Raw genomic sequence first — 23,020 nt, 5'->3', positions numbered from 1 at the left:
AGGTCAAATCAAAATGATACAATCGTATTTATGTGAGAAATCGGGAGTGTGAAGAGATGAGTAAGCGTGATTACTATGAAGTGCTTGGCGTGAGTAAGAGCGCCTCAAAAGACGAGATCAAAAAGGCATACCGCAAGCTTTCAAAAAAGTATCACCCTGATATTAATAAAGAAGCTGGCTCAGATGAGAAATTCAAAGAAGTAAAAGAAGCCTATGAAACCCTTTCTGACGATCAAAAACGTTCGCAATATGACCAGTTCGGTCATACCGATCCAAACCAAGGCTTTGGCGGCGGCGGTTTTGGCGGAGGAGGAGACTTTGGCGGCTTCGGCGGCTTTGATGACATTTTCTCTAGTATTTTTGGCGGCGGAGCCAGAAGAAGAGATCCAAATGCACCGCGTCAAGGAGCAGACTTGCAATATACAATGACGCTTTCATTTGAAGAAGCAGCATTTGGGAAAGAAGCAACGATTGAAATCCCTCGCGAGGAATCATGTGAAACATGTCATGGATCAGGGGCAAAGCCTGGGACAGAAGCAAAGACTTGTTCACATTGCGGCGGCTCTGGTCAATTAAATGTTGAGCAGTCAACTCCGTTTGGTAAAGTGGTCAACCGCAGAGTATGTAACTACTGTAGCGGAACAGGAAAACAAATCGATCACAAATGTTCTACATGTGGCGGCTCTGGTAAAGTGCGTAAGCGTAAGAAAATCAATGTGACGATTCCAGCAGGTGTTGACGATGGTCAGCAGCTCAGAGTGTCTGGTCAAGGGGAACCAGGTGTAAATGGAGGGCCTCCAGGCGATCTATTTGTTGTGTTCCATGTGCGTTCGCATGAATTCTTCGAACGTGACGGAGATGACATTTACTGCGAAATGCCGCTAACCTTTGCACAGGCTGCATTAGGTGACGAAATTGAAGTGCCGACATTACACGGTAAAGTAAAATTGAAAGTCCCTGCTGGCACGCAAACTGGCACGAAGTTTAGACTCAAAGGAAAAGGTGTGAAAAATGTACGCGGCTATGGCCAAGGCGATCAGCATATCGTTGTACGAGTCGTCACACCGACAAATTTAACGGACAATCAAAAAGATATCATTAGAAAATTTGCTGAAGTGAGCGGAAATAAACCGGACGAACAAGAAATGAGCTTCTTCGATAAGGTGAAACGCGCATTTAAAGGCGAGTAAGACGGATAAGGAGTTGGTAGTATTGAAGTGGTCAGAAATTAGCGTCCATACAACAAATGAAGCGGTGGAACCGATCACCAATATTTTGCATGAAGCAGGTGCAAGTGGTGTCGTGATTGAGGACCCGCTTGATTTAGTCAAGGAACGTGAAAATGTATACGGTGAGATCTACCAGCTCGATCCGAATGACTATCCTGATGAAGGGGTCATCGTCAAAGCCTATCTTCCAATGAACAGCTTTTTGATGGAAACGGTAGATGAGATCAAAGAAGCCATCAACAATCTTCTTCTATACGATATTGACCTTGGACGAAACACGCTGTCTATTTGTGAAGTAAATGAAGAGGAATGGGCCACCGCATGGAAGAAATACTATCATCCTGTGAAAATCTCTGAAAAATTCACCATCGTTCCAACATGGGAAGAATATACTCCGGTTCATTCTGATGAACTGATTATTGAAATGGACCCAGGAATGGCATTTGGAACAGGGACACATCCAACAACCGTTCTTTGTATTCAGGCGCTTGAGCGCTATGTGAAGGAAAATGATACGGTGATTGATGTTGGAACAGGCTCCGGGATTTTAAGTGTGGCAGCAGCGATGGTTGGTGCAAAGGACATTCAAGCCTTTGATCTCGACACCGTTGCGGTTGAAAGTGCGAAGCAAAACATCGAACTAAATGGTGTAAGCGAACAAGTGACGGTCAAGCAAAACAACTTACTTGATGGGATTTCAGGTGAACGTGATGTGATCGTCGCCAACATTCTCGCAGAAGTGATTTTGCGCTTTACAGATCAAGCCTATGACTTATTGAAGAAAGATGGCTATTTCATTACATCAGGCATCATTGGACAAAAGAAATTACAAGTCAAAACAGCACTAGAAGAAGCAGGTTTTGACATTGTTGAAGTGCTGTCAATGGAAGATTGGGTCAGCATTATAGCGAAAAAATAAAGCGAGTAGGTGTCAGGACACGTATGCAACGATATTTTATCGACCTCACGAAAGAAGAAGTGATCGCAAAGGGATCTATCGTCATAAAAGGTGAAGATGTACATCACCTTTCCAACGTCATGCGCATGAAAGCAGGGCAGGAAATCCTTTGCTTAACGACAGACGGCTTTGAAGCGCTCAGTAAAATTGATACAATAACAAAGGAAGAAGTCATTTGTCACGTTGAAGGCTGGACAAATCAGGACAGAGAGCTTCCGGTAAAAGTAACAATTGCGAGCGGTCTCCCAAAAGGAGATAAGCTTGAGCTGATTATCCAAAAAGGCACAGAGCTTGGCGCAAGTGCATTTATCCCGTTTCAAGCGGCTCGTTCCATTACAAAGCTTGACCAAAAGAAGTCACATAAAAAACGAGAACGCTGGGAGAAAATCGCGAAAGAAGCAGCTGAGCAGTCCTACCGGAATATCATTCCTCGTGTTGATCCAGTATCAACGTTTAAAGAGCTGACTCAATTAGCTGGTGAATTCGATAAATGTGTCGTTGCATACGAAGAATCATCGAAAGAAGGAGAGCAAAGCCGCTTTCAAACTGTGCTCCAACAGATGAAAGGCGGACAAACCTTGCTCGTGGTTTTTGGCCCTGAAGGCGGTTTGGCAGAAAAGGAGATTGACGAGCTTGAAACGCTTGGTGCAGTCATTTGCGGGCTCGGACCACGCATTTTAAGAACGGAAACAGCTCCTCTTTACGCGCTTTCTGCTATATCTTATCAAACAGAGTTATTAAGAGGTGAATCATGATGGGAACAGTAGCGTTCCATACACTTGGCTGTAAGGTCAATCACTATGAAACAGAAGCGATCTGGCAGCTGTTTAAAGAAGCAGGCTATGAAAGAAAAGAGTATGAATCAAAAGCAGACGTATATGTCATTAATACATGTACGGTCACGAATACAGGCGATAAAAAAAGCCGCCAAGTTATTAGAAGAGCCATTCGTCATAACCCGGATGGTGTCATTTGTGTAACAGGCTGTTATGCGCAAACATCTCCAGCAGAAATTATGGCGATTCCTGGTGTTGATATTGTCGTTGGAACACAAGACAGACATAAATTACTCGGTTACATTGAAGAATATCGCAGAGAAAGACAGCCGATTAATGGGGTTGGCAATATCATGAAAGCACGTGTGTTTGAAGAACTCGATGTTCCTGCATTTACAGACAGAACACGCGCTTCATTAAAAATCCAAGAAGGCTGTAACAATTTCTGTACATTCTGCATTATTCCTTGGGCTCGCGGACTTCTTCGTTCTCGTAATCCAGAAGAGGTCATCAACCAAGCGCAGCAGCTTGTGGATGCCGGCTATAAAGAAATTGTATTAACAGGTATTCACACAGGCGGATACGGAGAAGACTTAAAGGATTATAACTTTGCAAAGCTTCTGAAAGAATTAGATGAACGTGTCATCGGTTTAAAACGAATCCGTATTTCATCTATCGAAGCAAGCCAAATTACAGATGAAGTGATTGAAGTGCTTGATCAGTCAGATAAGATTGTCAGACACTTGCACATCCCGCTTCAATCTGGCTCGAATACAGTCCTGAAAAGAATGCGCCGTAAATATACGATGGAATTCTTTGCAGAGCGTTTAACAAAGCTGAAAAAAGCATTGCCAGGCCTTGCTGTCACCTCTGATGTGATTGTTGGATTCCCTGGGGAAACAGAGGAAGAGTTTTTGGAAACGTACAATTTTGTCAAAGACCATCAATTCTCTGAACTACACGTATTCCCTTACAGCAAACGTACAGGTACGCCAGCTGCAAGAATGGAAGATCAAGTGGATGAAAATGTGAAAAACGAACGCGTCCACCGCTTGATTGCTCTTTCTGACCAGCTTGCGAAAGAATATGCATCAGCTTATGAAGGAGATGTCCTAGAGATTATTCCGGAAGAATCCTTCAAAGAACAAGAAGGAAAGCACAATCTTTATGTGGGATATACAGATAACTATATGAAGGTTGTTTTTGAAGGAACAGAGGACATGATCGGCCGTTTGGTCAAAGTGAAAATCATGAAAGCGGGTTATCCTTATAACGAAGGACAATTCGTTCGTATCAGTGATGATGTGCAAACAGACAAAGTGAGAATGACCTCATAATAGATAAAAAAACCGGCTGCCAAAAGGGCAAGCTGGTTTTTTTATTTTGACTGATTTGGTAAAAGACATAAGATCAATGTGTGAAATGGATGAATGAACGGGAAGAAAAGCAAAGAGCTTGCCACATTAAACAGCAGGCTGAAGTGCGCAATTTGCTGGGCTGGAGCGTTTGCAAGAAGGGCGACGAATTCCGTCATCATGGCGAGAAATGGGAGACATAAAAGCACGCCGAGCACATTAAACAAAACGTGTGCATAAGCGGTTTGACGTGCTGCATAGCCGCCAGATATGGCAGCCATTACGGCTGTAATACATGTCCCGATATTTGACCCTAACACAAAGCTTATGCCTTCCTGAAGCCCAACAGTTCCTTCATTCATAAACCCCATTAAAATGCCGATACAGACGGAGCTCGAATGAACAATCGCTGTGAAAATGGTACCCGAAAGCAGCGCCGTCCAGTCAGAATGCTGCATCATTTCAAGAAAGCGCAATGTCTCAGGCTGACTTGTCATCATACCTGCAATTTTAGAAAAGCCTTGAATACAAAAAAAGATCATCCCGAGCCCAAATATACTTTTTCCTGCATGCCTAAAAGATTTCCTGCCTAACATGATGCATATCAGACCAGCTAGGATTAAGACCCACATGAAAACATCCATTTTAATGGCGATAAATTCTGTTGTAAACGTGGAGCCAATATTGGTGCCAAGAATCATTGGAATGGATTTTTTAAAAGAGAGAATGCCTGTACTGACAAAGCCGATCACGATGACCATAAAGGCTGAACTGCTTTGAAGAATCCCTGTAAATACGATGCTGACCAAGAATGCTTTTATTGGGTGATCTGTAAAGAGAAGAAGTGATTTCTCAATACGAGACGACGCAAGCGCCATTAATCCTTTTCTCAGCAAACCCATTGACCATAAAAAAATGAAAATAAGTGCACAAAAATAAATGATCGCCATCATAGAAAAGTCCTCCTCTTACCAATGAATATATGGACTTGTCTACCTGCTCATGACGAAAATATATTTCCAAATCACTTAGTTGACCTCACACTAGGCTTATATTATAATGTCTAGGTACATGTTTTGCATGTATATCTTTTTTTAATGCAGTCGATTGGTGTATTCGGAGGGAGGGAAAGAGAATGTCAAAAACGGTCGTTAGAAAAAACGAATCGCTTGAAGATGCTCTTCGTCGCTTTAAACGCAGTGTATCCAAAACTGGAACATTGCAAGAAGCAAGAAAGCGTGAATTTTATGAAAAGCCTAGCGTAAAGCGCAAGAAAAAGTCTGAAGCTGCTAGAAAACGTAAATTCTAAAGAGGGTGGATTTTATGAGTCTTCTTGAGCAATTAAATACTGATATGAAGCTTTTTATGAAAAACCGTGAGAAAGACAAGCTTGTTGTCATTCGTATGGTAAAGGCTTCGCTCCAAAATGAAGCAATTAAGCTTAAGAAAGACAGTTTGACCGGCGATGAGGAACTAACCGTCCTTTCCCGCGAGATTAAGCAACGTAAAGACTCCCTCCATGAATTTTCGAAAGCTAATCGCTTAGATTTAGTAGATAAAGTTCAAAAAGAGATTGACATCTTAGACGTTTATTTACCTGAACAGTTTTCTGAAGAAGAACTGCAAACGATCGTGAAAGAAACGATCGCTGAAACAGGTGCTTCATCGAAGGCTGATATGGGTAAAGTCATGAGCGCTATTATGCCAAAAGTAAAAGGTAAAGCTGATGGTGCTGTCATTAACAGACTTGTCAGCGAGCAGCTGTCTCAATAAAAAAGTATCCTTCTATTGTTAGAAGGGTACTTTTTTTATACCTTCATCATTCTGTCATATAAAAATGAAACCTATGATACATTTGTAACGTATGTAAAGGAACGGTAAAATGGAAGATAGAGAGGAGGGATCACCAAATAGATGAAAAAAATAAAAATTTCTATTGCTCTCTTCAGTTGTTTTATAATATGCTTGTTATTAGGGGTTCAATTGACCGCGAAATCAGTAGATCAGAAAGTTCATGTTATCCCAATTGAAGATACAGTAGAAAAAGGACTTTCTAAATTTATTGAACGATCATTTGAGCAGGCAAAGTCCGAACGAGCGAAACATATCATTCTAGACATCAATACACCAGGTGGTGCAGTCGATGCGGCGCTTGAGATTGCAGATACCATTCGTGCGTCTGATATCCCTGTGACAGCATTTGTGAATCATAGAGCGCTTTCAGCCGGGGCATTCCTTGCACTAAATGCCGACGAGATTTATATGACCCCAAATGGAAAGATGGGAGCTGCTGCGATCATTGATGGGGAAGGCAATGCTGCCGATCAAAAATCTGAATCGCTATGGCTTGCTGAAATGAGTGATGCTGCCGAAAAGCAGGGGCGTGATCCGAAATATGCGCTTGCGATGGCTGATCCAGACATAGATGCGAAGGATGCTGGTGCACCAAAAGGAGAACTGCTCACCTTTAATACGGATCGAGCGCTTCAATTTGGTTACGCAGAAGGTGAAGTGAAGAATTTAGATGACTTGCTTCAGAAGCTGAAATTAGCAGACGCTTCTGTTCAATACGATGAAGTGAGCTTTGCTGAAAAGGTTGCGCGCTTTCTCACGCACCCAATCGTCATTCCAATCCTTTTATCCATCGCAAGCTTAGGGTTAATTGTTGAGCTCTATTCTCCTGGCTTTGGGGTTCCAGGCACCATGGGAGTGACAGCGCTTCTTTTATTCTTTTATGGACATCTCGTGGCTGGTTTTGCAGGATATGAGACGTTGTTCCTGTTCTTAGCAGGGATATTGCTCATTATTCTGGAATTGTTTTTGCCGGGGGGAATCGTAGGTGTCATTGGACTGATCTGTGTTGTTGCCAGCTTATTTTTAGCAGCTGGAAGCTTTACAGAAATGGCGATTTCCATCTTGATTGCCACTGCTGTTTCAATCATAGCAGTTATTTTATTGACAAAGGTGTTGGGGAAACGTATGAAATTTTTTAAAAAGTTCATTTTAACCGATTCAACCAATAAAGAAAGCGGTTATGTCTCAAATGAAACAAGAGAGGATCTTGTTGGACAGATCGCTGTTACATTAACAGCGCTTCGCCCATCTGGGACGGCTGTACTCGGAGATGAGCGCATTGACGTTGTGTCAGAAGGTGCGTTTATTGACAAGGATGAACAGGTTAAAATCGTCAAAGCGGAAGGCTCACGCATTGTCGTGAGGAAAGTATAGATAACTGATTTTATAGGAGGAATAAAATGGATCCATCTACTTTACTATTATTTGTGATTATCGCAGCAGGTCTGATCGTTCTATCGATCTTCTTCACCTTTGTACCGGTGATGCTGTGGATTTCTGCCTTAGCGGCTGGCGTAAGAGTGAGCATTTTTACACTTGTAGGAATGAGACTTCGTCGAGTCATTCCAAACCGAGTGGTCAATCCGCTCATCAAAGCACATAAAGCAGGTCTTGATGTGACGATTAACCAATTAGAAAGTCACTACCTGGCAGGTGGTAACGTTGACCGTGTTGTGAACGCATTAATCGCGGCTCAACGTGCGAATATCGAATTGAACTTTGCACGTTGTGCAGCGATCGACCTAGCAGGCCGTGACGTACTTGAAGCTGTACAAATGAGTGTAAATCCTAAAGTCATTGAAACACCATTTATCTCTGGTGTGGCAATGGACGGGATTGAAGTAAAAGCCAAAGCACGTATTACAGTTCGCGCAAACATCGAACGACTTGTCGGTGGTGCAGGGGAAGAAACAATCATTGCTCGTGTAGGTGAAGGAATTGTCTCTACAATCGGTTCATCAAATAATCATAAAAAGGTTTTAGAAAATCCAGATATGATTTCTCAAACGGTTCTTGGTAAAGGATTAGATTCAGGTACTGCGTTTGAAATTCTCTCGATTGATATCGCAGATGTGGATATCGGTAAGAACATCGGGGCGATTCTGCAAACGGACCAAGCAGAAGCAGACAAAAACATCGCACAAGCGAAAGCGGAAGAACGCCGCGCAATGGCTGTTGCCCAAGAACAAGAAATGCGTGCAAGAGTTGAAGAAATGCGCGCGAAAGTCGTAGAAGCAGAGGCTGAAGTACCACTTGCAATGGCTGAAGCATTACGCGAAGGTAATATTGGAGTCATGGACTACATGAACATTAAGAATATCGATGCTGATACGGATATGAGAGATTCATTTGGTAAAATGACAAAAGGTCCATCTGATAATGAAAACAAATAAGCATCCTCTCACGCTTTAAGGAGGGAGCCCAATGGACATTCTATTTGAAAATCCGTTACTAATTGCGATTATCATCGGTATCATCTCTGCTGTATTTGGGAAAATCGGCAAACAAGAGGAGAAGGAACAAAACAACCAGCAACATAAGCCGGCTCCTCAGAATAAGCCTATGCCTCAAAAGAAAGCAGAACAAACCAGCCCGAACCCAGTCAAAACAGACCAGTTGGACGATTTCGGCGATGTACATGATCATGGCGGGATGAAGAAACAAGGTTCACAGTCCTTACAGGATCGTTATACCGCTACACTAGCTGAAATGGAAGAAAGAAAAAGCGAGCTGAATAAAGAGTTCAAATCTCTTGAAAGGCAGCTGACCAGACCGAAAGCTTCTGCTGCGGAAATGAAGCCGCACGTCATTAACAGGCTTAACCAAAATACTGTTGTTCAAGGCATGCTTCTTGGAGAAGTATTTGGAGAGCCGCGCGCGAAAAAGCCGCACAGAACGATGAAACGGCCATATAAAAGATAAAGAAGAAAGTCCCTTTATATAAAGGGGCTTTTTTGTTTTTCCTGATGGAGATTTCTCGCAGTAAAAATGATGAAACGGCTGTTTTGCGGGATTCATTAGCATGATCTGAACCGCTGAGGAATAGGATGATATAGAGGCTTTCTCATCAGTCTCACCATCTTTCAGTTTGATCTCATACACATGGGGCGGGAAGGGGTTCTTATTGAATGGGAAAAAGAAAAAATCGACTTAAAGCATGGCTGACAAGAACACTTGAAATCCCTCCAGACGTCATGATGGATCTTCCCCGTATTACGATGGTTGGCAGACTCCACATTTACATAGAGAACCATAAAGGGCTTTTGCTTTTCAGTGATCAAGAGGTAAGGCTGATGCTCAAACAAGGACAATGCATTATTTCAGGGAAAGATTTTGTGATTAAAACGATTTTGCCAGAAGAGATCTTATTAGAAGGGAAAATCGATGAGGTCCGTTATATTGATTCTTAACTGACGGAGGGGAGAAGTGTGAAGAATAAATGGTTCGCCTATTTTATTGGTAGAGTGGAAGTGGAGATCAAGGGAAACGGCATTGAGCGGCTCATCAATGAGTGCACGAGACAGGGGATCACAATGTTTCAAGTGAGCCGCCGTCAAGACAGCGTGCGCTTATTTATTCGCTTATCAGATGTACATGCCTTCAGAAAAGTACAAAGACATCATGAAGTGACATGTTCATTTCATCAAAAGAAGGGATTTCCGTTTCTTCTCCTATGGTCAAGGAAGAATATTGGGTTTACCCTTGGGATTGTGTGTTTTCTAGCGACGATATTGGCGCTTTCAAACATGGTGTGGAAAATTGATATTAAAGGAGCCAATCCAGAAACTGAACATCAGATGAGAAAGCATTTAGACGAGATTGGAGTGCAAAAAGGCCGTTTTCAGTTTCTAATGGGAACACCTGAGAAAATTCAAAAATCACTGACCGCCAATATTCAAAGCATTACATGGGTCGGCGTTGAACTAAACGGTACAACATTTCAAATGAAAGTTGTGGAAAAAAATGAGCCGGAAGAAGAGAAATATACGAGTCCTCAGCACATCGTTGCCAAGAAGAAGGCTGTCATCACGAGAATGTATGTGGAAAAAGGGGAGCCGCTTGCCGCGGTTGACGAACATGTGAAGAAAGGGCAGATGCTCGTCTCTGGCCTCATCGGCAGCGAAGACCAGCAAAAAACGGTGGGTGCTAGAGCGAAAATTTATGGTGAAACGTGGTACCGTTCTGAAGTTTCTGTCCCTCTTCGAACATCTTTTGATGTCTTTACGGGTAAAATGAAGACAAAGCACAAGCTCTCCGCATTTGGAGGTTCAATGCCATTTTGGGGCATTTCCTTTAAAAAGGATGATTTTAAGCAGCCAAAAACAGAAACAGAAGTTCACCCACTACATTTCTTAAACTTCCAGCTCCCATTTTCCTATGAAAAAGAAATGACACGCGAAAGTGAAAAAATAAATCGGACATACACAAATAAAGAAGCGGTTCAAGCAGGGATTAAAATGGGTAAAAAAGAATTAGAAGAGAAGCTAGGTCAAACAGGAGAGGTGAAAAGTGAAAAAGTTTTGCACGAGACAACAGGGAATGGTAAAGTTAAGTTAATCATCCTTTACCAAGTAATAGAAGATATTGTTCAACCAACACCTATTGTTCAGGGAGACTAGAGAATGACAGAACATTTACTTGAAATTCAACAAAAATTAGATAGCCCAAACGAAGCGATTGCTTTATTTGGAAATCAAGATGCTTATCTGAAACTGATGGAAAACGAGCTGAATGTCTCCATTATTACGCGCGGAGAAAAAGTGTATGTTTCTGGTCAGGAAGCATCAAGAGAAACAGCGAGCCGTCTGATTACATCTCTCTTACATCTCATCCGAAAAGGAATTGAGATTTCTGAACGGGATGTCGTCTATGCCATTAAAATGGCGCAAAAAGACAAGCTCAATTATTTTGAAAATATGTATGAAGATGAAATTACGAAAAATGCTAAAGGGAAGTCAATCAGGGTAAAAACCATTGGCCAGCGGGAATATGCTGCGGCGATGAAAAAAGATGACCTGGTCTTTGGAATTGGACCAGCTGGAACAGGGAAGACGTATTTGGCAGTCGTCAACGCGGTACATGCACTGAAAAATGGACATGTGAAACGGATTATCCTGACAAGACCAGCTGTTGAAGCAGGAGAGAGTCTTGGCTTTTTACCAGGTGATCTAAAGGAAAAAGTAGATCCTTATTTAAGACCACTATATGATGCCTTGCATGATGTGCTTGGCAGTGATCATACGGAACGTTTAATCGAGCGCGGCGTGATTGAAATAGCGCCTCTTGCCTACATGAGAGGGCGGACACTCGATGATGCATTTGTTATTTTAGATGAAGCGCAGAATACAACGCCTGCCCAAATGAAAATGTTTTTGACGAGACTTGGGTTTGGCTCTAAAATGGTCATTACAGGAGATATTACACAGATTGATCTGCCGAAAGGCATGCAGTCTGGTCTTGCAGCTGCAAAGGACATGCTTGCAGAGATCAAGGGCATTTCATTTATTGAGTTAGACCAGACAGATGTGGTCAGACACCCGCTTGTGGCGAAGATCATCGGAGCATACGAAAAGCAAAAATGAACTTAGTGACCCGATCGTCTTCATCGGGTCATTTTGTTTCGATCGTGGTTTAAAGTAAAAAAGGAGGTACTTTCCTTGAGAAAGAATCAGAAAGACAGTCAGCGCAAAAGACTACTGTCTAAAAAAGAACCTCAGAAAATGGAGCGCTCACGTTATTTAAATGTTTTGCTATACGCAGGTTTAGCAGCCATTCTATTCGTGGTGCTCTTCTTCCATGTAAAGCCTGAATCGCTCGACTTAGATTTATTTTCAGTGAGCGAACAGACCATCTATTCTCCATCAACCGTCGATGATCAAGAAGCGACAGAAGAAAAGAAGCAAGAAGCAACAGATCAAGTAGAGGATCAATATACACTCAAAAAAGCGTATTCTGACAATCGTGTTGACCTCATCTCCTCCCTTTTTGAAGCCATTAAAGAAGAGAAGAAAGCAGCTGATGAAAAAGAGAATCCGCCATCAGATAAAGAAATGGTCAAGCGTGTCAAAGAAAAACTCACATCAGATATGCAGGAGGCTGTTTCAGACCAATCCATCAAAGCACTGCTTCAGGCAAGTGACGAAAATCTCTCTTTTACTAAGGATTCCATCATCACAGTGGTGAATTCACTGATGAGTAAAGAAATCACAGCAGCGAAATTACAAGATGAGAAAAAACAAGTGAAAACAGAGCTTGAAAATAATTCAATTCCATCAAAATACTTAAATGCAGCAAAAGAAATTGGTGAATTTGCGATCATTCCAAACTATGTATTTGATCCAGTGGCTACAGAGAAGAAAAGACAAGAAGCCGCTGATAATATTCAGCCGGTTCAGATTAAGCAAGGGCAAATTTTAGTCGAAGAAGGAGAACTTATCGACCGGGAAGTGTATCGTAAATTAGAACTGACAGGCCTCTTAAACAGCTCCAATTTGATTAAGCCTGTAAGCGGTCTTATGATATTGATTGGTCTGTTTTTAGCAGCGATTATTCATTCACTTGAAACGAGGAAAAAATCGCTTGTTCATAAGAATAAGTCGTTGCTGCTCTACTCGCTTATTTTCACCATTATTTTAGTCATCATGGAAGTATTCAGTCTCTTCCAGGAAACGAAGTATACGACGATAGGTTATGTGGTACCAGTGGCACTTGGCACGATGCTGATCAAGCTGCTTATCAATGAGCGGCTAGCGATCTTCTCTGGCCTTGTATTTGCTCTTTGCGGCAGTATGATGTTTAATCAAGGAGTAACCGGCGTCTTTAACTATGTGATCTGTGCTTATTACCTTGTGAACGGGATGGCGGGCATTTTATTTTTGAGAAAGCATAATGCACGTTCAAAAATATTGCAGGCAGGGCTTTGGGTCGCTTTAATGAATGTCCTTGTGGTTCTATCCATTACGCTGATCCAAAACTCCTCACCATCAGGGCTTGAAATCGGTGTGAACCTCATGATGGCGTTTGTGTCAGGGTTTGCATCATCTATTTTGGTCATTGGGTTAATGCCTGTGTTTGAGAGTATGTTCGGCATCCTTTCAACAATGAAGCTGATTGAATTATCAAACCCAAATCATCCGCTGCTCAAAAAGATTTTAACAGAGACACCAGGTACATATCATCATAGTGTCATGGTGGCAAATTTAGCGGATGCTGCATGTGAAGCAGTCGGCGCAAACGGTCTTTTAGCAAGGGTTGGCGCTTATTATCATGACATTGGGAAAACGAAAAGACCGCAATACTTTATCGAAAACCAAATGAACATTGATAATCCGCATGACAAGCTTTCTCCTCAGCTAAGTAAAAATATCATTATTGCCCATACGACAGATGGAGCTGATATGCTGAGAGAAAAGAAGTTTCCTGAAGAGCTTGTCGATATTGCAGAACAGCATCACGGGAAGTCACTGTTAAAGTTCTTTTACTATAAGGCAAAAGAGCGTGATGATCAGGTGACAGAGGAAGAATTCCGTTATCCTGGTCCAAAACCGCAATCAAAAGAAGCGGCAATTATTTCTGTAGCGGACAGCGTTGAAGCGGCAGTACGATCGATGCATAATCCAAATCCAGAGCGAATCGAAAAGCTCGTCAAAGGCATTATTTCAGATAAAATGCAGGATGGGCAATTTAGTGAATGTGATCTGACATTTAAAGAATTAAATATTATTGGTCAAACGATTTGTACAACATTAAAGGGGATTTTTCATTCTCGGATTGAATATCCAGATGCCCCGAAGCAGAAGGTGAAGTAAATGACATTGTTAATCGATTTAATAGATGAAACAGGACAAGTATCAAAAGAGCAGCTTGAAGAAGTGGAAAAGCTTCTTCAGTTCGCTGCAGATGCCCTTGAGGTCAAAGATCAAGCGGAGGTATCAGTGACGATCGTCTCGAATGAAGAGATTCATCAAATCAATAAAGAATACCGCGGGAAAGACGCACCAACGGATGTCATCTCCTTTGCACTTGAGGAAGAAGGAGAAGGGGAAATTGAAATCATTGGTGCTGATGATATTCCGCCTGTACTCGGCGACATCATCATTAGTGTGGACCGTACGAAAGAGCAGGCAGAGGAATATGGACATTCCTTTATGAGAGAGCTTGGATTCCTCACCATTCATGGGTTCCTTCATTTGCTCGGGTTTGATCATATGACAGAAGAAGATGAAAAAGAAATGTTCGCCAAACAGACAAAGATCTTGGATGATTATGGCCTTTCAAGATCTTCGTAAGAAAAGAAGGCCGCTTGCCCGTTTTTTTCGGAGTTTTTATTATGCATTTAGAGGAATATGGCGAACTTTCTTGAATGAACGGAATTTTCGATTTCACACAGTCGCAGCCATCATCGTGGTGATCTGCGGCTTTTGGTTTCACATTGAACCATACGAATGGATGATCGTTTTGCTTTTATGCGGGGGGATGTTTGCGCTTGAACTTGTCAATACAGCCATTGAACATACAGTGGACCTGATGACAGAAGATAAGCACCCTCTTGCAGAGAGAGCGAAGGACGCTGCAGCAGGCGCTGTTTGCGTTTACGCCGCGATTTCGGTTATGATTGGGGTGATCATCTTCTTACCGAAGATCATGCAATAGAACAATATTACTATTTATTAACATTTTTAGAAATGGGCGTGAAAATGTCACGTGAATTATGTAAAATATAAATGTGACAGTGGGTCCATTTCTTCTGAAAGTGGGAACTAGGAATGAACAAACAAGAGTTGATTTCAGAAGCAGTTAAAGCAAGAGATTTTGCATATGTACCCTATTCAAAATTCAAAGTCGGTGCAGCATTATTGTCGAATGATGGAAAAGTGTATGGCGGCTGCAACATTGAAAATGCAGCATATGGCATGTGTAATTGTGCGGAAAGAACAGCACTTTTTAAAGCCTATTCAGAAGGCATCACATCGTTTCAAATGCTAGCGGTAGTGGCTGATACAGACCGGCCTGTTTCGCCGTGCGGCGCATGCAGACAGGTCATTTCAGAGCTGTGTGCACCTGATATGCCAGTGATTCTAACGAACTTAAAAGGACATATATACGAAACAACAGTAAACGAACTATTGCCAGGCGCATTTTCACCGGAGGATTTAAATGACTAACGAAAGCTTCAAATCAGGATTTGTATCAATTATTGGAAGACCAAATGTAGGAAAATCAACCTTTCTTAATCGTGTGATTGGACAAAAGATCGCCATCATGAGTGATAAGCCCCAAACGACACGAAACAAAGTGCAAGGTGTCTTGACAACAAACACGTCACAAACGATCTTTATCGATACACCAGGGATTCATAAACCTAAGCATAAGCTTGGTGACTTTATGATGAGAGTGGCTACAAATACACTGAAGGAAGTCGACCTGATCTTGTTTATGATCAATGCACAGGAAGGCTATGGCAAGGGTGATGAATTCATCATTGAACGACTCAAGCAAACATCTACACCGGTATTCCTAGTCGTCAATAAAATCGACCAAATTCACCCAGATGAGCTGTTCCTTTTAATTGATGAATACCGCACACGTTATCCATTTAAGGAAATTGTGCCAATTTCAGCTCTTGAAGGAAACAACATTGACACGCTTCTTCAGCAGATTGAAGGTTATCTTCCTGAGGGCCCTCAATTTTATCCGGCAGATCAAGTAACAGATCATCCAGAGCGGTTTATTATTTCTGAATTAATTCGTGAAAAAGTGCTGCATTTAACGAGAGAAGAGATCCCGCACAGTATTGCAGTTGCGATCGAATCCATTAAGCCAGATGAAAATGGCAAGATCCATGTTGCGGCGACCATTGTCGTAGAACGTGATTCACAAAAAGGGATCGTCATTGGTAAACGAGGCAGCTTATTAAAAGAAGTGGGACAAAAAGCGCGCAGAGATATTGAAGCACTTCTCGGTTCAAAAGTGTATCTGGAGCTTTGGGTAAAGGTTCAGAAGGACTGGCGTAATAAATCCACTCACCTTCGTGACTTCGGATTTAGAGAAGACGAATATTAAAAAATCGCTGCTGTTGTCATAAAATCTGACAATGGTGCGGTTCGATTAGTAAAAATTGTTTATCATGAAATGGAGGTAGCTTGGTCAAGATAAAATTAATATGTTGGATGTAGCGTTGCTGCTTCTAATAAAGAAAGGTGGGGTTTTTATGTTGAATTTTACATGGAACGTATTTTCACAAACAGGAAGCGTTGACACGTATCTGCTTTTCAAAGAGTTAGAAAAGGAGAACCTGGAAAGACCCGATGTACTTGAAGAAGAGATAGCACGATTTGATTTTCCAATCTTATAATTCTTGACCCCCTCCAATGCTCGGAGTGTAGACAAATGCTCATTAAAAGTGAAGGAATCGTCCTTAGAACAACAGATTATGGCGAAACAAACAAAATTGTCACGCTGCTCACTAGAGAACATGGGAAAATTGGCGTGATGGCAAGAGGTGCAAAAAAATCAAACAGCCGCCTGTCAGCCATAAGCCAGCCGTTTTTATACGGAACCTTTCTGATCCAATCATCAACAGGACTTGGAACGCTCCAGCAAGGCGAAATGATTGAAAGTATGCGAACCATTCGGGAGGATTTATTTTTGACCGCATATGCCGCATATATGACAGAGTTACTCGATAAAGGCACAGAAGAAAAAAAGCCAAACCCTTATTTGTTTGAGCTCCTGCTTCAATCTCTGCGTCATCTGAATGAAGGCACAGATGCTGATATTATCTTATTTATCGTAGAGGTCAAAATGTTATCAGTAATGGGAATGAAGCCTGAACTTGATCAATGTGTCCATTGTGGTCAAAAAGAAGGGCAGTTTCATTTCTCTATTAGAGATAACGGCTTCATTTGCCAAAATTGCTTTTCTAAAGATCCGTATAAACTGCCCTTATCCCCAGCAGCTGCAAGGCTGCTCCGTTTATTTCATTATTTTGATTTATCAAGGCTCGGTCAGGTTGATGTGAAACCGCAGACGAAACAAGAAATTCGTCAAGTGCTCGATCACTACTATGAAGAGTATTCAGGCCTTTATTTGAAATCAAAAAAATTCATGAATCAGATGGAATCCATGAAAAAGCTAATGGGCGGGGAAAACAAAAGTTGACATCTCCCATGACTTTTTGTAAGATCATCTAAGATAAAATATGTTGCATTGACAGAAAGAAGTACTTACGCAGAATTCATTAAAAGCGACCTTAGGGCGGTGTGAGCTAAGGATGGAGGCGTAACGAAAGGCATTCTTGAGCAACGTAAAACAAAGCGGCTGGATGCTACGACACCAGCAAATAGGGTGGAACCGCGGGAAAAACTCTCGTCCCTATGTTTGCAAGGAGCCTTGCGAGCATAGAGACGGGAGTTTTTGTGTTCTTTTGCGGGGTTCTCATCCCCACCCGCCATATCATAGCGGATGGTGTAGAAAAGATGGAGGTGCGATCATTGAATATTCAAGACATGATTTTGACGCTGCAAAAGCATTGGTCAAATGAAGGCTGCGTATTAATGCAGGCGTATGACACAGAAAAAGGTGCCGGAACGATGAGTCCATACACGTTCCTCAGAAGCATTGGCCCAGAGCCGTGGAAGGTAGCATATGTAGAGCCTTCAAGACGCCCGGCTGATGGCAGATATGGAGAAAACCCAAATAGATTGTATCAGCATCATCAATTTCAAGTGATCATTAAGCCGTCACCTGACAATATTCAAGAACTGTATCTTGAATCATTGAAAGCACTTGGTATTGACCCGCTGAAACATGATATTCGTTTTGTGGAAGACAACTGGGAAAACCCATCTCTAGGCTGTGCAGGACTTGGCTGGGAAGTATGGCTTGATGGGATGGAAATTACACAATTCACGTATTTCCAGCAAGTCGGCGGCTTAGAATGTAAGCCTGTTTCCGTTGAAATCACATACGGTATTGAACGTCTTGCTTCCTACATCCAGGACAAAGAAAATGTCTTCGATCTTGAATGGACAGAGGGATTTACGGTCAGAGATTTATTCTTAATGGCTGAATATGAGCACTCTGTTTATACATTTGAAACATCTAATACTGACATGCTGTTTGAGTTATTTACGACCTATGAGAAGGAAGCGCATAGCCAAATGGACAAAGGGCTTGTTCACCCAGCATACGATTATGTGCTCAAATGCTCTCATACGTTTAACCTGCTCGATGCTAAAGGCGCGATTTCTGTTACCGAGCGAACTGGCTATATCGGAAGAGTGCGCCAGTTAGCCAGAAAAGTAGCCAAAACATATTATGAAGAACGAGAAAAATTGGGATTCCCTATGCTAAAAGAGGAGGCGGCTTCTCATGAATAAACAAGATGTATTACTCGAAATTGGCTTAGAAGAGATGCCGGCTCGTTTCATGCCGGAAAGCACAAAGCAGCTAGGTGAGAAAGTAAAAGCATGGTTTGAAACGCAAAATATTTCATTTGAAGATGTTGCTTTATTCAACTCACCAAGACGTCTTGCTGTACTCGTGAAAGGTGTCGCAGAAAAACAAGAAGACATCAAAGAAGAAGCAAAAGGTCCAGCTAAAAAGATTGCGCAAGATGCTGAAGGCAATTGGACAAAAGCAGCAGAAGGCTTTGCACGCGGACAAGGTGCCTCAACAGCTGATCTCTATTTTAAAGAGATCAAAGGAGTGGACTACGTTCATGTCCAAAAGTTTCAAGAAGGAAAGCAAGTCAAAGACCTTCTGCCAGCGTTAGGTGAGATTGCTGCCTCATTAAGTTTTCCAAAGAACATGAGATGGGGAAGCAAAGATTTACGCTATATCCGTCCGATTAAATGGATTGTTTGTTTATTTGGAGAGGAGATTGTACCTGTTGAAATTGCCGGGGTGAAAAGCGGCCGTGAGACAAGAGGACACCGTTTCCTTGGTAGGGGAGCCACCATCGACTCGCCTGCTTCTTATGAGCAAACATTGCGCGATCAATTTGTCATTGCAGATTCAGATAAAAGAAAACAATCCATTACTGAGCAGCTAAATGCTCTATCTTCAGAAAAAGGCTGGGTCATTCCTGTTGATCCTGAGCTTCTAGAAGAAGTCAACGATCTTGTAGAATACCCAACGGTACTATCTGGTTCCTTTGAAGAAGAATTCCTTGCATTGCCGGAAGAAGTATTAGTGACCACAATGAAAGAGCATCAGCGCTACTTCCCTGTGAAAAATGAGCAAGGGGAATTATTGCCGCACTTTATTACGGTCAGAAATGGAAACAGTGAGGCGCTTGAAAATGTCGCAAGAGGGAACGAAAAAGTACTTCGTGCACGTTTATCAGATGCTGCATTCTTCTATAAAGAAGACGAAAAACTAGTCATTGATGACAATATTAAGAAGCTTGATAAAGTTGTATTCCATGAGAAACTTGGCACAATTGGCGACAAGCTAAAGAGAGTGACAGACATTGCGACCCGCCTAGCAGCGCATGTCGATGCAGATGACGAAACGACAAAACGAGTGGCAAGAGCAGCAAGTATTTCGAAGTTTGATCTTGTGACTCAAATGGTCTATGAATTCCCAGAATTACAAGGAATCATGGGCGAGAAATATGCAAAAGCACTTGGCGAACATGAAGAAGTGGCAAAGAGCATCAACGAGCACTATATGCCGCGCTTTGCCGGTGATGAGGCGCCCTCCACTTTGATTGGTGCGATTGTGGCAGTAGCAGATAAGCTGGATTCTATTTGTTCCTTCTTCTCAATTGATGTCATTCCAACAGGCTCTCAAGACCCTTATGGACTGAGAAGACAAGCGAGCGGTATCGTTCAAATCCTGCTCGATCGTCATTGGAATATTTCATTTAAAGAGCTTTTGGCACTTGCTCAAGTAGAAGCAGAACATGAAGCTGCTCTGATTGAATTTTTGACACACCGTTTAAAATATGTCCTCCAAGCAGAGCATATCCGTCATGATGTTGTCGATGCAGTGCTGGATGTTGAAAATATTGAACCTTATGCAGTCGTGAAAAAAGCAGCTGTTCTTGAAGAGAGCGTGAAACAAGAAAGCTTCAAAGAAACGGCAGAAGCATTAGGACGCGTCATTTCAATCAGTAAAAAAGGGGAAGATGCAGAGATTCAGCCTGAGCTGTTTGAAAATGAGCATGAGCAAAAGCTATATGAGGCGTATCAACAAGTAGAGACAGCTGTCAAGGAACATGTAGCAGCAGGGCAATACAGCGCAGCACTTGAGGCGCTAGATACGTTAAAAACACCGATTGTTCATTATTTCGATCACACAATGGTACATGCGGATGATGAAAAGCTGAAGCGAAATCGTTTGGCGCAAATGGTCAAACTAGCCAAAGTCATTCAATCATTTGCGAATATGAACAATTTAATTGTAAAATAAATACCTAAGAACGGTTGCCTTTTTCGAAGGGCAATCGTTTTTTACTCATTTAATTCACGGTTTTTGAGTGGATTTTTGTTTCATTCGGACAAAGATGCGCTATAATATGATGAGTTATGAAAATGATATACATAAAGTAAAGATTCGCTCTCTCTATTTAAAGGTGGTGAGTACAATCGAGTTAAATAAACGGCAAGAGCAGATTTTACAGATTGTCAAAGAGAATGGTCCGATCACTGGAGAGCATATCGCCGATCGGCTGAACTTAACTAGGGCGACCCTCAGACCGGATTTAGCCATATTAACGATGTCAGGCTTTTTAGAAGCAAGACCAAGGGTCGGCTACTTTTTCACAGGAAAAACAGGCACGCAGCTTCTAGCAGATAAGCTGAAAAAACTTCAAGTAAAAGATTTTCAATCCATTCCAGTGGTGATACATGAGAATGTTTCAGTTTATGATGCGATTTGTACGATGTTTTTAGAGGATGTGGGCACATTATTCGTTGTGGATGATCACTCTATTTTAACAGGCGTGTTGTCAAGGAAAGACCTCCTTCGCGCAAGTATAGGAAAACAGGAGCTTCCATCTATCCCTGTCCATATTATTATGACAAGAATGCCGAACATCACCGTTTGCCGCAAGGAAGATTTCATTATGGATGTGGCGAAGCACTTGATTGAAAAGCAGATAGATGCACTTCCTGTTATAAAAGATACGGATAAAGGCTTTGAAGTGGTCGGCAGAATTACGAAAACAAACATGACGAAAATACTTGTTAGCTTATCGGAGAATGAAATAATCTAATTAAAGAAGACTGCGAGGGGATGTTATGAGTAATCGCGTAATTTTTGTGGTATCAGATTCAGTAGGAGAAACGGCAGAGCTCGTGGTCAAAGCGGCACTTAGCCAATTTGATGGCGGCTCATCAGACCATTCAAATATTAGAAGAATTCCGTATGTAGAGGATGTCGGTACGATTAAAGAAGTCATTTCACTGGCGAAAGCAGATAACGGAATCGTCTGCTTTACTCTTGTTGTGCCAGAAATGCGCCAATTCTTAATTGAAGAGGCAGAAGCAAACGGAGTCGTTTATTATGACATCATCGGACCACTCATCGATAAAATGGAGACTGCTTATGGAAATGAAGCGAAACATGAGCCGGGGCGTGTACGTCAATTAGATGAGGACTATTTTAAAAAGGTTGAAGCCATTGAGTTCGCAGTGAAGTATGATGACGGCAGAGACCCAAGAGGCATTCTAAAGGCTGATATTGTGCTCATCGGTGTATCACGCACATCTAAGACACCACTATCTCAATACTTGGCGCATAAACGGCTGAAGGTAGCGAACGTTCCAATTGTTCCTGAAGTAGATCCGCCAGAGGAGTTATTTTCAGTTGATCCAAAAAAATGCATCGGTCTAAAAATCAGTCCAGACAAACTAAATCATATTCGTAAAGAGCGTTTGAAATCTCTAGGTTTAAATGATCGCGCAATTTATGCGAACATTGAGCGGATTAAAGAAGAACTAGAGTATTTTGAAAAAGTGGTGGACCGCATTAACTGTCAAGTCGTTGATGTATCGAATAAAGCAGTTGAGGAAACGGCAAATGTCATTCATCAAATGCTGACCAAAAGAGGTTCCGAATAAACTCAGGATGCTCCTCCTGGGTTTTTCCTATGGTGGGAAACGGGTAAACAAAAACAATGGCATATTTGCTGCATTTGTATTATAATAAAAAATTGTGATAAAATGATTGATTTTAGGTTTAAGTTAAGTCAAGAACGAATAAACTAATATTGGCAGAAGTCAAGTGATTCTGAACATAACTTTTCGACAAAATGAGTTTTACTGTTGTTTGCTATATGGGGGGAAAGTATGGTCTTTTTGCTTCTCTAAAGCAGGAATAAGGTGGAGGGATGGAGAATTAGTCACCTGAATGAACATAAACAAGAGAGGACGATTTATGTCGATGCAGATGCTTGTCCTGTAAAAGACGAAATCCTTTCTGTCGCATCTCAATTTCAAGTACCTGTGACGTTCATTGCTTCATATGAGCATTTTCAAACCAAAAGATCTCCACTTGAAGATTGGCGGTTTGTAGATACACATAAGGAAGCAGCGGATTTAGTCATTGCGAACTCAGCTGCCGCGCATGATATTGTCGTCACCCAAGACATTGGTCTTGCCTCCTTACTGCTTCCAAGACAGGTCATTGTACTGTCTGAAAGAGGACGGATGTACACAAACGAAACAATTGATTTTGATTTGGAACGCAGACATGTTTCCAGTAAACAGCGAAGAAAAGGTGTATATGGAAAAGGTCCCAAAAAGCTTTTAGAAGAGGATAAAAAGCGATTTATTGCGCAGCTACAAAAAATCCTGTCGAATCATGAAGGATTTTTGAATTAAAAGGCGAATAATGTAC

At 41.8% G+C, this 23,020-nt stretch carries 25 protein-coding genes; 24 read left to right on the top strand and 1 reads right to left on the bottom strand.

Features of this window, described 5'->3' with window-relative positions; translation table 11 throughout:
* Positions 1-56: 56 nt before the first annotated feature.
* From dnaJ to mtaB, 4 genes are read left to right on the top strand one after another with little or no spacing between them, the layout of a single operon-like run.
* Positions 57-1,190 (top strand): molecular chaperone DnaJ, encoded by a 1,134-nt coding sequence (dnaJ, locus tag C6Y07_RS04975; protein WP_003217525.1) that lies wholly within the window; start codon positions 57-59, stop codon positions 1,188-1,190.
* A gap of 22 nt (positions 1,191-1,212) precedes the next feature.
* The gene (gene prmA, locus C6Y07_RS04970; RefSeq protein WP_060596652.1) at positions 1,213-2,148 is read left to right on the top strand and encodes a 50S ribosomal protein L11 methyltransferase; all 936 of its coding nucleotides are present in this window, start codon (positions 1,213-1,215) and stop codon (positions 2,146-2,148) included.
* Positions 2,149-2,171: 23 nt separating this feature from the next.
* Positions 2,172-2,942, top strand: a complete 771-nt coding sequence (locus tag C6Y07_RS04965; RefSeq protein ID WP_060596653.1) for a 16S rRNA (uracil(1498)-N(3))-methyltransferase — start codon at positions 2,172-2,174, stop codon at positions 2,940-2,942.
* Entirely contained in the window at positions 2,942-4,300 is a 1,359-nt protein-coding gene (gene mtaB, locus C6Y07_RS04960; protein WP_034661359.1) for a tRNA (N(6)-L-threonylcarbamoyladenosine(37)-C(2))-methylthiotransferase MtaB, read from the top strand. The genes C6Y07_RS04965 and mtaB overlap by 1 nt, the downstream gene beginning before the upstream one ends.
* Positions 4,301-4,341: 41 nt before the next feature.
* Here mtaB and C6Y07_RS04955 read toward each other — a convergent pair whose 3' ends face one another.
* Positions 4,342-5,271: a Na/Pi symporter gene (locus tag C6Y07_RS04955; protein WP_060596655.1), complete on the bottom strand. Its 930-nt coding sequence runs from the start codon at positions 5,269-5,271 to the stop codon at positions 4,342-4,344.
* 182 nt (positions 5,272-5,453) lie between these two features.
* Between C6Y07_RS04955 and rpsU the strand changes: the two genes are divergently transcribed.
* From rpsU to C6Y07_RS04855, 20 genes are all read left to right on the top strand, one after another.
* Positions 5,454-5,627: a 30S ribosomal protein S21 gene (gene rpsU / locus C6Y07_RS04950; RefSeq protein ID WP_003152957.1), complete on the top strand. Its 174-nt coding sequence runs from the start codon at positions 5,454-5,456 to the stop codon at positions 5,625-5,627.
* 14 nt (positions 5,628-5,641) lie between these two features.
* A complete protein-coding gene (locus C6Y07_RS04945; protein ID WP_060596656.1) occupies positions 5,642-6,091 on the top strand; it encodes a GatB/YqeY domain-containing protein in 450 nt (149 codons plus the stop codon).
* 141 nt (positions 6,092-6,232) lie between these two features.
* Positions 6,233-7,546, top strand: coding sequence for an NfeD family protein (locus C6Y07_RS04940; protein WP_060596657.1), 1,314 nt, complete (start codon positions 6,233-6,235; stop codon positions 7,544-7,546).
* A 26-nt stretch (positions 7,547-7,572) separates the two neighbouring features.
* Positions 7,573-8,565 carry a flotillin-like protein FloA gene (gene floA, locus C6Y07_RS04935; protein WP_034661354.1) on the top strand — a complete coding sequence of 331 codons (993 nt, stop codon included), beginning with the start codon at positions 7,573-7,575 and terminating at the stop codon, positions 8,563-8,565.
* Between the two features lie 31 nt (positions 8,566-8,596).
* Entirely contained in the window at positions 8,597-9,094 is a 498-nt protein-coding gene (locus C6Y07_RS04930) for a hypothetical protein (protein WP_060596658.1), read from the top strand.
* A 206-nt stretch (positions 9,095-9,300) separates the two neighbouring features.
* Positions 9,301-9,582 (top strand): sporulation protein YqfC, encoded by a 282-nt coding sequence (gene yqfC / locus C6Y07_RS04925; RefSeq protein ID WP_012010618.1) that lies wholly within the window; start codon positions 9,301-9,303, stop codon positions 9,580-9,582.
* Positions 9,583-9,600: 18 nt separating this feature from the next.
* Complete coding sequence (gene yqfD / locus C6Y07_RS04920; RefSeq protein ID WP_106030980.1) at positions 9,601-10,791, top strand: sporulation protein YqfD; 1,191 nt, start codon at positions 9,601-9,603, stop codon at positions 10,789-10,791.
* Positions 10,792-10,794: 3 nt separating this feature from the next.
* Positions 10,795-11,754 carry a PhoH family protein gene (locus C6Y07_RS04915; protein ID WP_060596660.1) on the top strand — a complete coding sequence of 320 codons (960 nt, stop codon included), beginning with the start codon at positions 10,795-10,797 and terminating at the stop codon, positions 11,752-11,754.
* A gap of 114 nt (positions 11,755-11,868) precedes the next feature.
* Complete coding sequence (locus C6Y07_RS04910) at positions 11,869-13,980, top strand: HD family phosphohydrolase (protein ID WP_374955736.1); 2,112 nt, start codon at positions 11,869-11,871, stop codon at positions 13,978-13,980.
* The gene (gene ybeY / locus C6Y07_RS04905; protein ID WP_012010615.1) at positions 13,981-14,460 is read left to right on the top strand and encodes an rRNA maturation RNase YbeY; all 480 of its coding nucleotides are present in this window, start codon (positions 13,981-13,983) and stop codon (positions 14,458-14,460) included.
* Positions 14,438-14,824 carry a diacylglycerol kinase family protein gene (locus tag C6Y07_RS04900; protein ID WP_060596662.1) on the top strand — a complete coding sequence of 129 codons (387 nt, stop codon included), beginning with the start codon at positions 14,438-14,440 and terminating at the stop codon, positions 14,822-14,824. Before ybeY ends, C6Y07_RS04900 begins: the two co-directional genes overlap by 23 nt.
* A gap of 113 nt (positions 14,825-14,937) precedes the next feature.
* Positions 14,938-15,336, top strand: a complete 399-nt coding sequence (locus tag C6Y07_RS04895) for a cytidine deaminase (protein ID WP_034661347.1) — start codon at positions 14,938-14,940, stop codon at positions 15,334-15,336.
* Positions 15,329-16,234, top strand: coding sequence for a GTPase Era (era, locus tag C6Y07_RS04890; RefSeq protein ID WP_060596663.1), 906 nt, complete (start codon positions 15,329-15,331; stop codon positions 16,232-16,234). The genes C6Y07_RS04895 and era overlap by 8 nt, the downstream gene beginning before the upstream one ends.
* A 148-nt stretch (positions 16,235-16,382) precedes the next feature.
* Entirely contained in the window at positions 16,383-16,526 is a 144-nt protein-coding gene (locus C6Y07_RS04885) for a YqzL family protein (protein WP_003217288.1), read from the top strand.
* 35 nt (positions 16,527-16,561) lie between these two features.
* Positions 16,562-17,332, top strand: a complete 771-nt coding sequence (recO, locus tag C6Y07_RS04880) for a DNA repair protein RecO (RefSeq protein WP_034661344.1) — start codon at positions 16,562-16,564, stop codon at positions 17,330-17,332.
* A 332-nt stretch (positions 17,333-17,664) separates the two neighbouring features.
* A complete protein-coding gene (gene glyQ / locus C6Y07_RS04875; protein WP_106039268.1) occupies positions 17,665-18,552 on the top strand; it encodes a glycine--tRNA ligase subunit alpha in 888 nt (295 codons plus the stop codon).
* Entirely contained in the window at positions 18,545-20,590 is a 2,046-nt protein-coding gene (glyS, locus tag C6Y07_RS04870) for a glycine--tRNA ligase subunit beta (RefSeq protein WP_106039267.1), read from the top strand. Before glyQ ends, glyS begins: the two co-directional genes overlap by 8 nt.
* 166 nt (positions 20,591-20,756) lie before the next feature.
* Positions 20,757-21,395: a transcriptional regulator CcpN gene (ccpN, locus tag C6Y07_RS04865; protein WP_024423017.1), complete on the top strand. Its 639-nt coding sequence runs from the start codon at positions 20,757-20,759 to the stop codon at positions 21,393-21,395.
* A gap of 25 nt (positions 21,396-21,420) precedes the next feature.
* The gene (locus tag C6Y07_RS04860; protein WP_008342399.1) at positions 21,421-22,242 is read left to right on the top strand and encodes a pyruvate, water dikinase regulatory protein; all 822 of its coding nucleotides are present in this window, start codon (positions 21,421-21,423) and stop codon (positions 22,240-22,242) included.
* A 261-nt stretch (positions 22,243-22,503) separates the two neighbouring features.
* Positions 22,504-23,004, top strand: coding sequence for a YaiI/YqxD family protein (locus C6Y07_RS04855; RefSeq protein WP_060596665.1), 501 nt, complete (start codon positions 22,504-22,506; stop codon positions 23,002-23,004).
* The last annotated feature ends 16 nt before the right edge of the window (positions 23,005-23,020 follow it).

This window comes from Bacillus sp. LNXM12-1 (assembly GCF_003004375.1).
Taxonomy (GTDB): domain Bacteria; phylum Bacillota; class Bacilli; order Bacillales; family Bacillaceae; genus Bacillus.
Note: the sequence above shows the minus strand (reverse complement) of the source record. Positions and strands in the feature narration are given on the sequence as shown.

Coding starts and splice junctions, on each gene's coding strand:
- C6Y07_RS04885 (WP_003217288.1), top strand. CDS start 16,383: ATGTTGAATTTTACATGGAACGTATTTTCACAAACAGGAAGCGTTGAC.
- C6Y07_RS04940 (WP_060596657.1), top strand. CDS start 6,233: ATGAAAAAAATAAAAATTTCTATTGCTCTCTTCAGTTGTTTTATAATA.
- C6Y07_RS04955 (WP_060596655.1), bottom strand. CDS start 5,271: ATGATGGCGATCATTTATTTTTGTGCACTTATTTTCATTTTTTTATGG.
- mtaB (WP_034661359.1), top strand. CDS start 2,942: ATGGGAACAGTAGCGTTCCATACACTTGGCTGTAAGGTCAATCACTAT.
- glyS (WP_106039267.1), top strand. CDS start 18,545: ATGAATAAACAAGATGTATTACTCGAAATTGGCTTAGAAGAGATGCCG.
- C6Y07_RS04900 (WP_060596662.1), top strand. CDS start 14,438: ATGGCCTTTCAAGATCTTCGTAAGAAAAGAAGGCCGCTTGCCCGTTTT.
- yqfC (WP_012010618.1), top strand. CDS start 9,301: ATGGGAAAAAGAAAAAATCGACTTAAAGCATGGCTGACAAGAACACTT.
- era (WP_060596663.1), top strand. CDS start 15,329: ATGACTAACGAAAGCTTCAAATCAGGATTTGTATCAATTATTGGAAGA.
- C6Y07_RS04915 (WP_060596660.1), top strand. CDS start 10,795: ATGACAGAACATTTACTTGAAATTCAACAAAAATTAGATAGCCCAAAC.
- recO (WP_034661344.1), top strand. CDS start 16,562: ATGCTCATTAAAAGTGAAGGAATCGTCCTTAGAACAACAGATTATGGC.
- C6Y07_RS04860 (WP_008342399.1), top strand. CDS start 21,421: ATGAGTAATCGCGTAATTTTTGTGGTATCAGATTCAGTAGGAGAAACG.
- C6Y07_RS04895 (WP_034661347.1), top strand. CDS start 14,938: ATGAACAAACAAGAGTTGATTTCAGAAGCAGTTAAAGCAAGAGATTTT.
- rpsU (WP_003152957.1), top strand. CDS start 5,454: ATGTCAAAAACGGTCGTTAGAAAAAACGAATCGCTTGAAGATGCTCTT.
- ybeY (WP_012010615.1), top strand. CDS start 13,981: ATGACATTGTTAATCGATTTAATAGATGAAACAGGACAAGTATCAAAA.
- C6Y07_RS04930 (WP_060596658.1), top strand. CDS start 8,597: ATGGACATTCTATTTGAAAATCCGTTACTAATTGCGATTATCATCGGT.
- floA (WP_034661354.1), top strand. CDS start 7,573: ATGGATCCATCTACTTTACTATTATTTGTGATTATCGCAGCAGGTCTG.
- C6Y07_RS04945 (WP_060596656.1), top strand. CDS start 5,642: ATGAGTCTTCTTGAGCAATTAAATACTGATATGAAGCTTTTTATGAAA.
- dnaJ (WP_003217525.1), top strand. CDS start 57: ATGAGTAAGCGTGATTACTATGAAGTGCTTGGCGTGAGTAAGAGCGCC.
- C6Y07_RS04965 (WP_060596653.1), top strand. CDS start 2,172: ATGCAACGATATTTTATCGACCTCACGAAAGAAGAAGTGATCGCAAAG.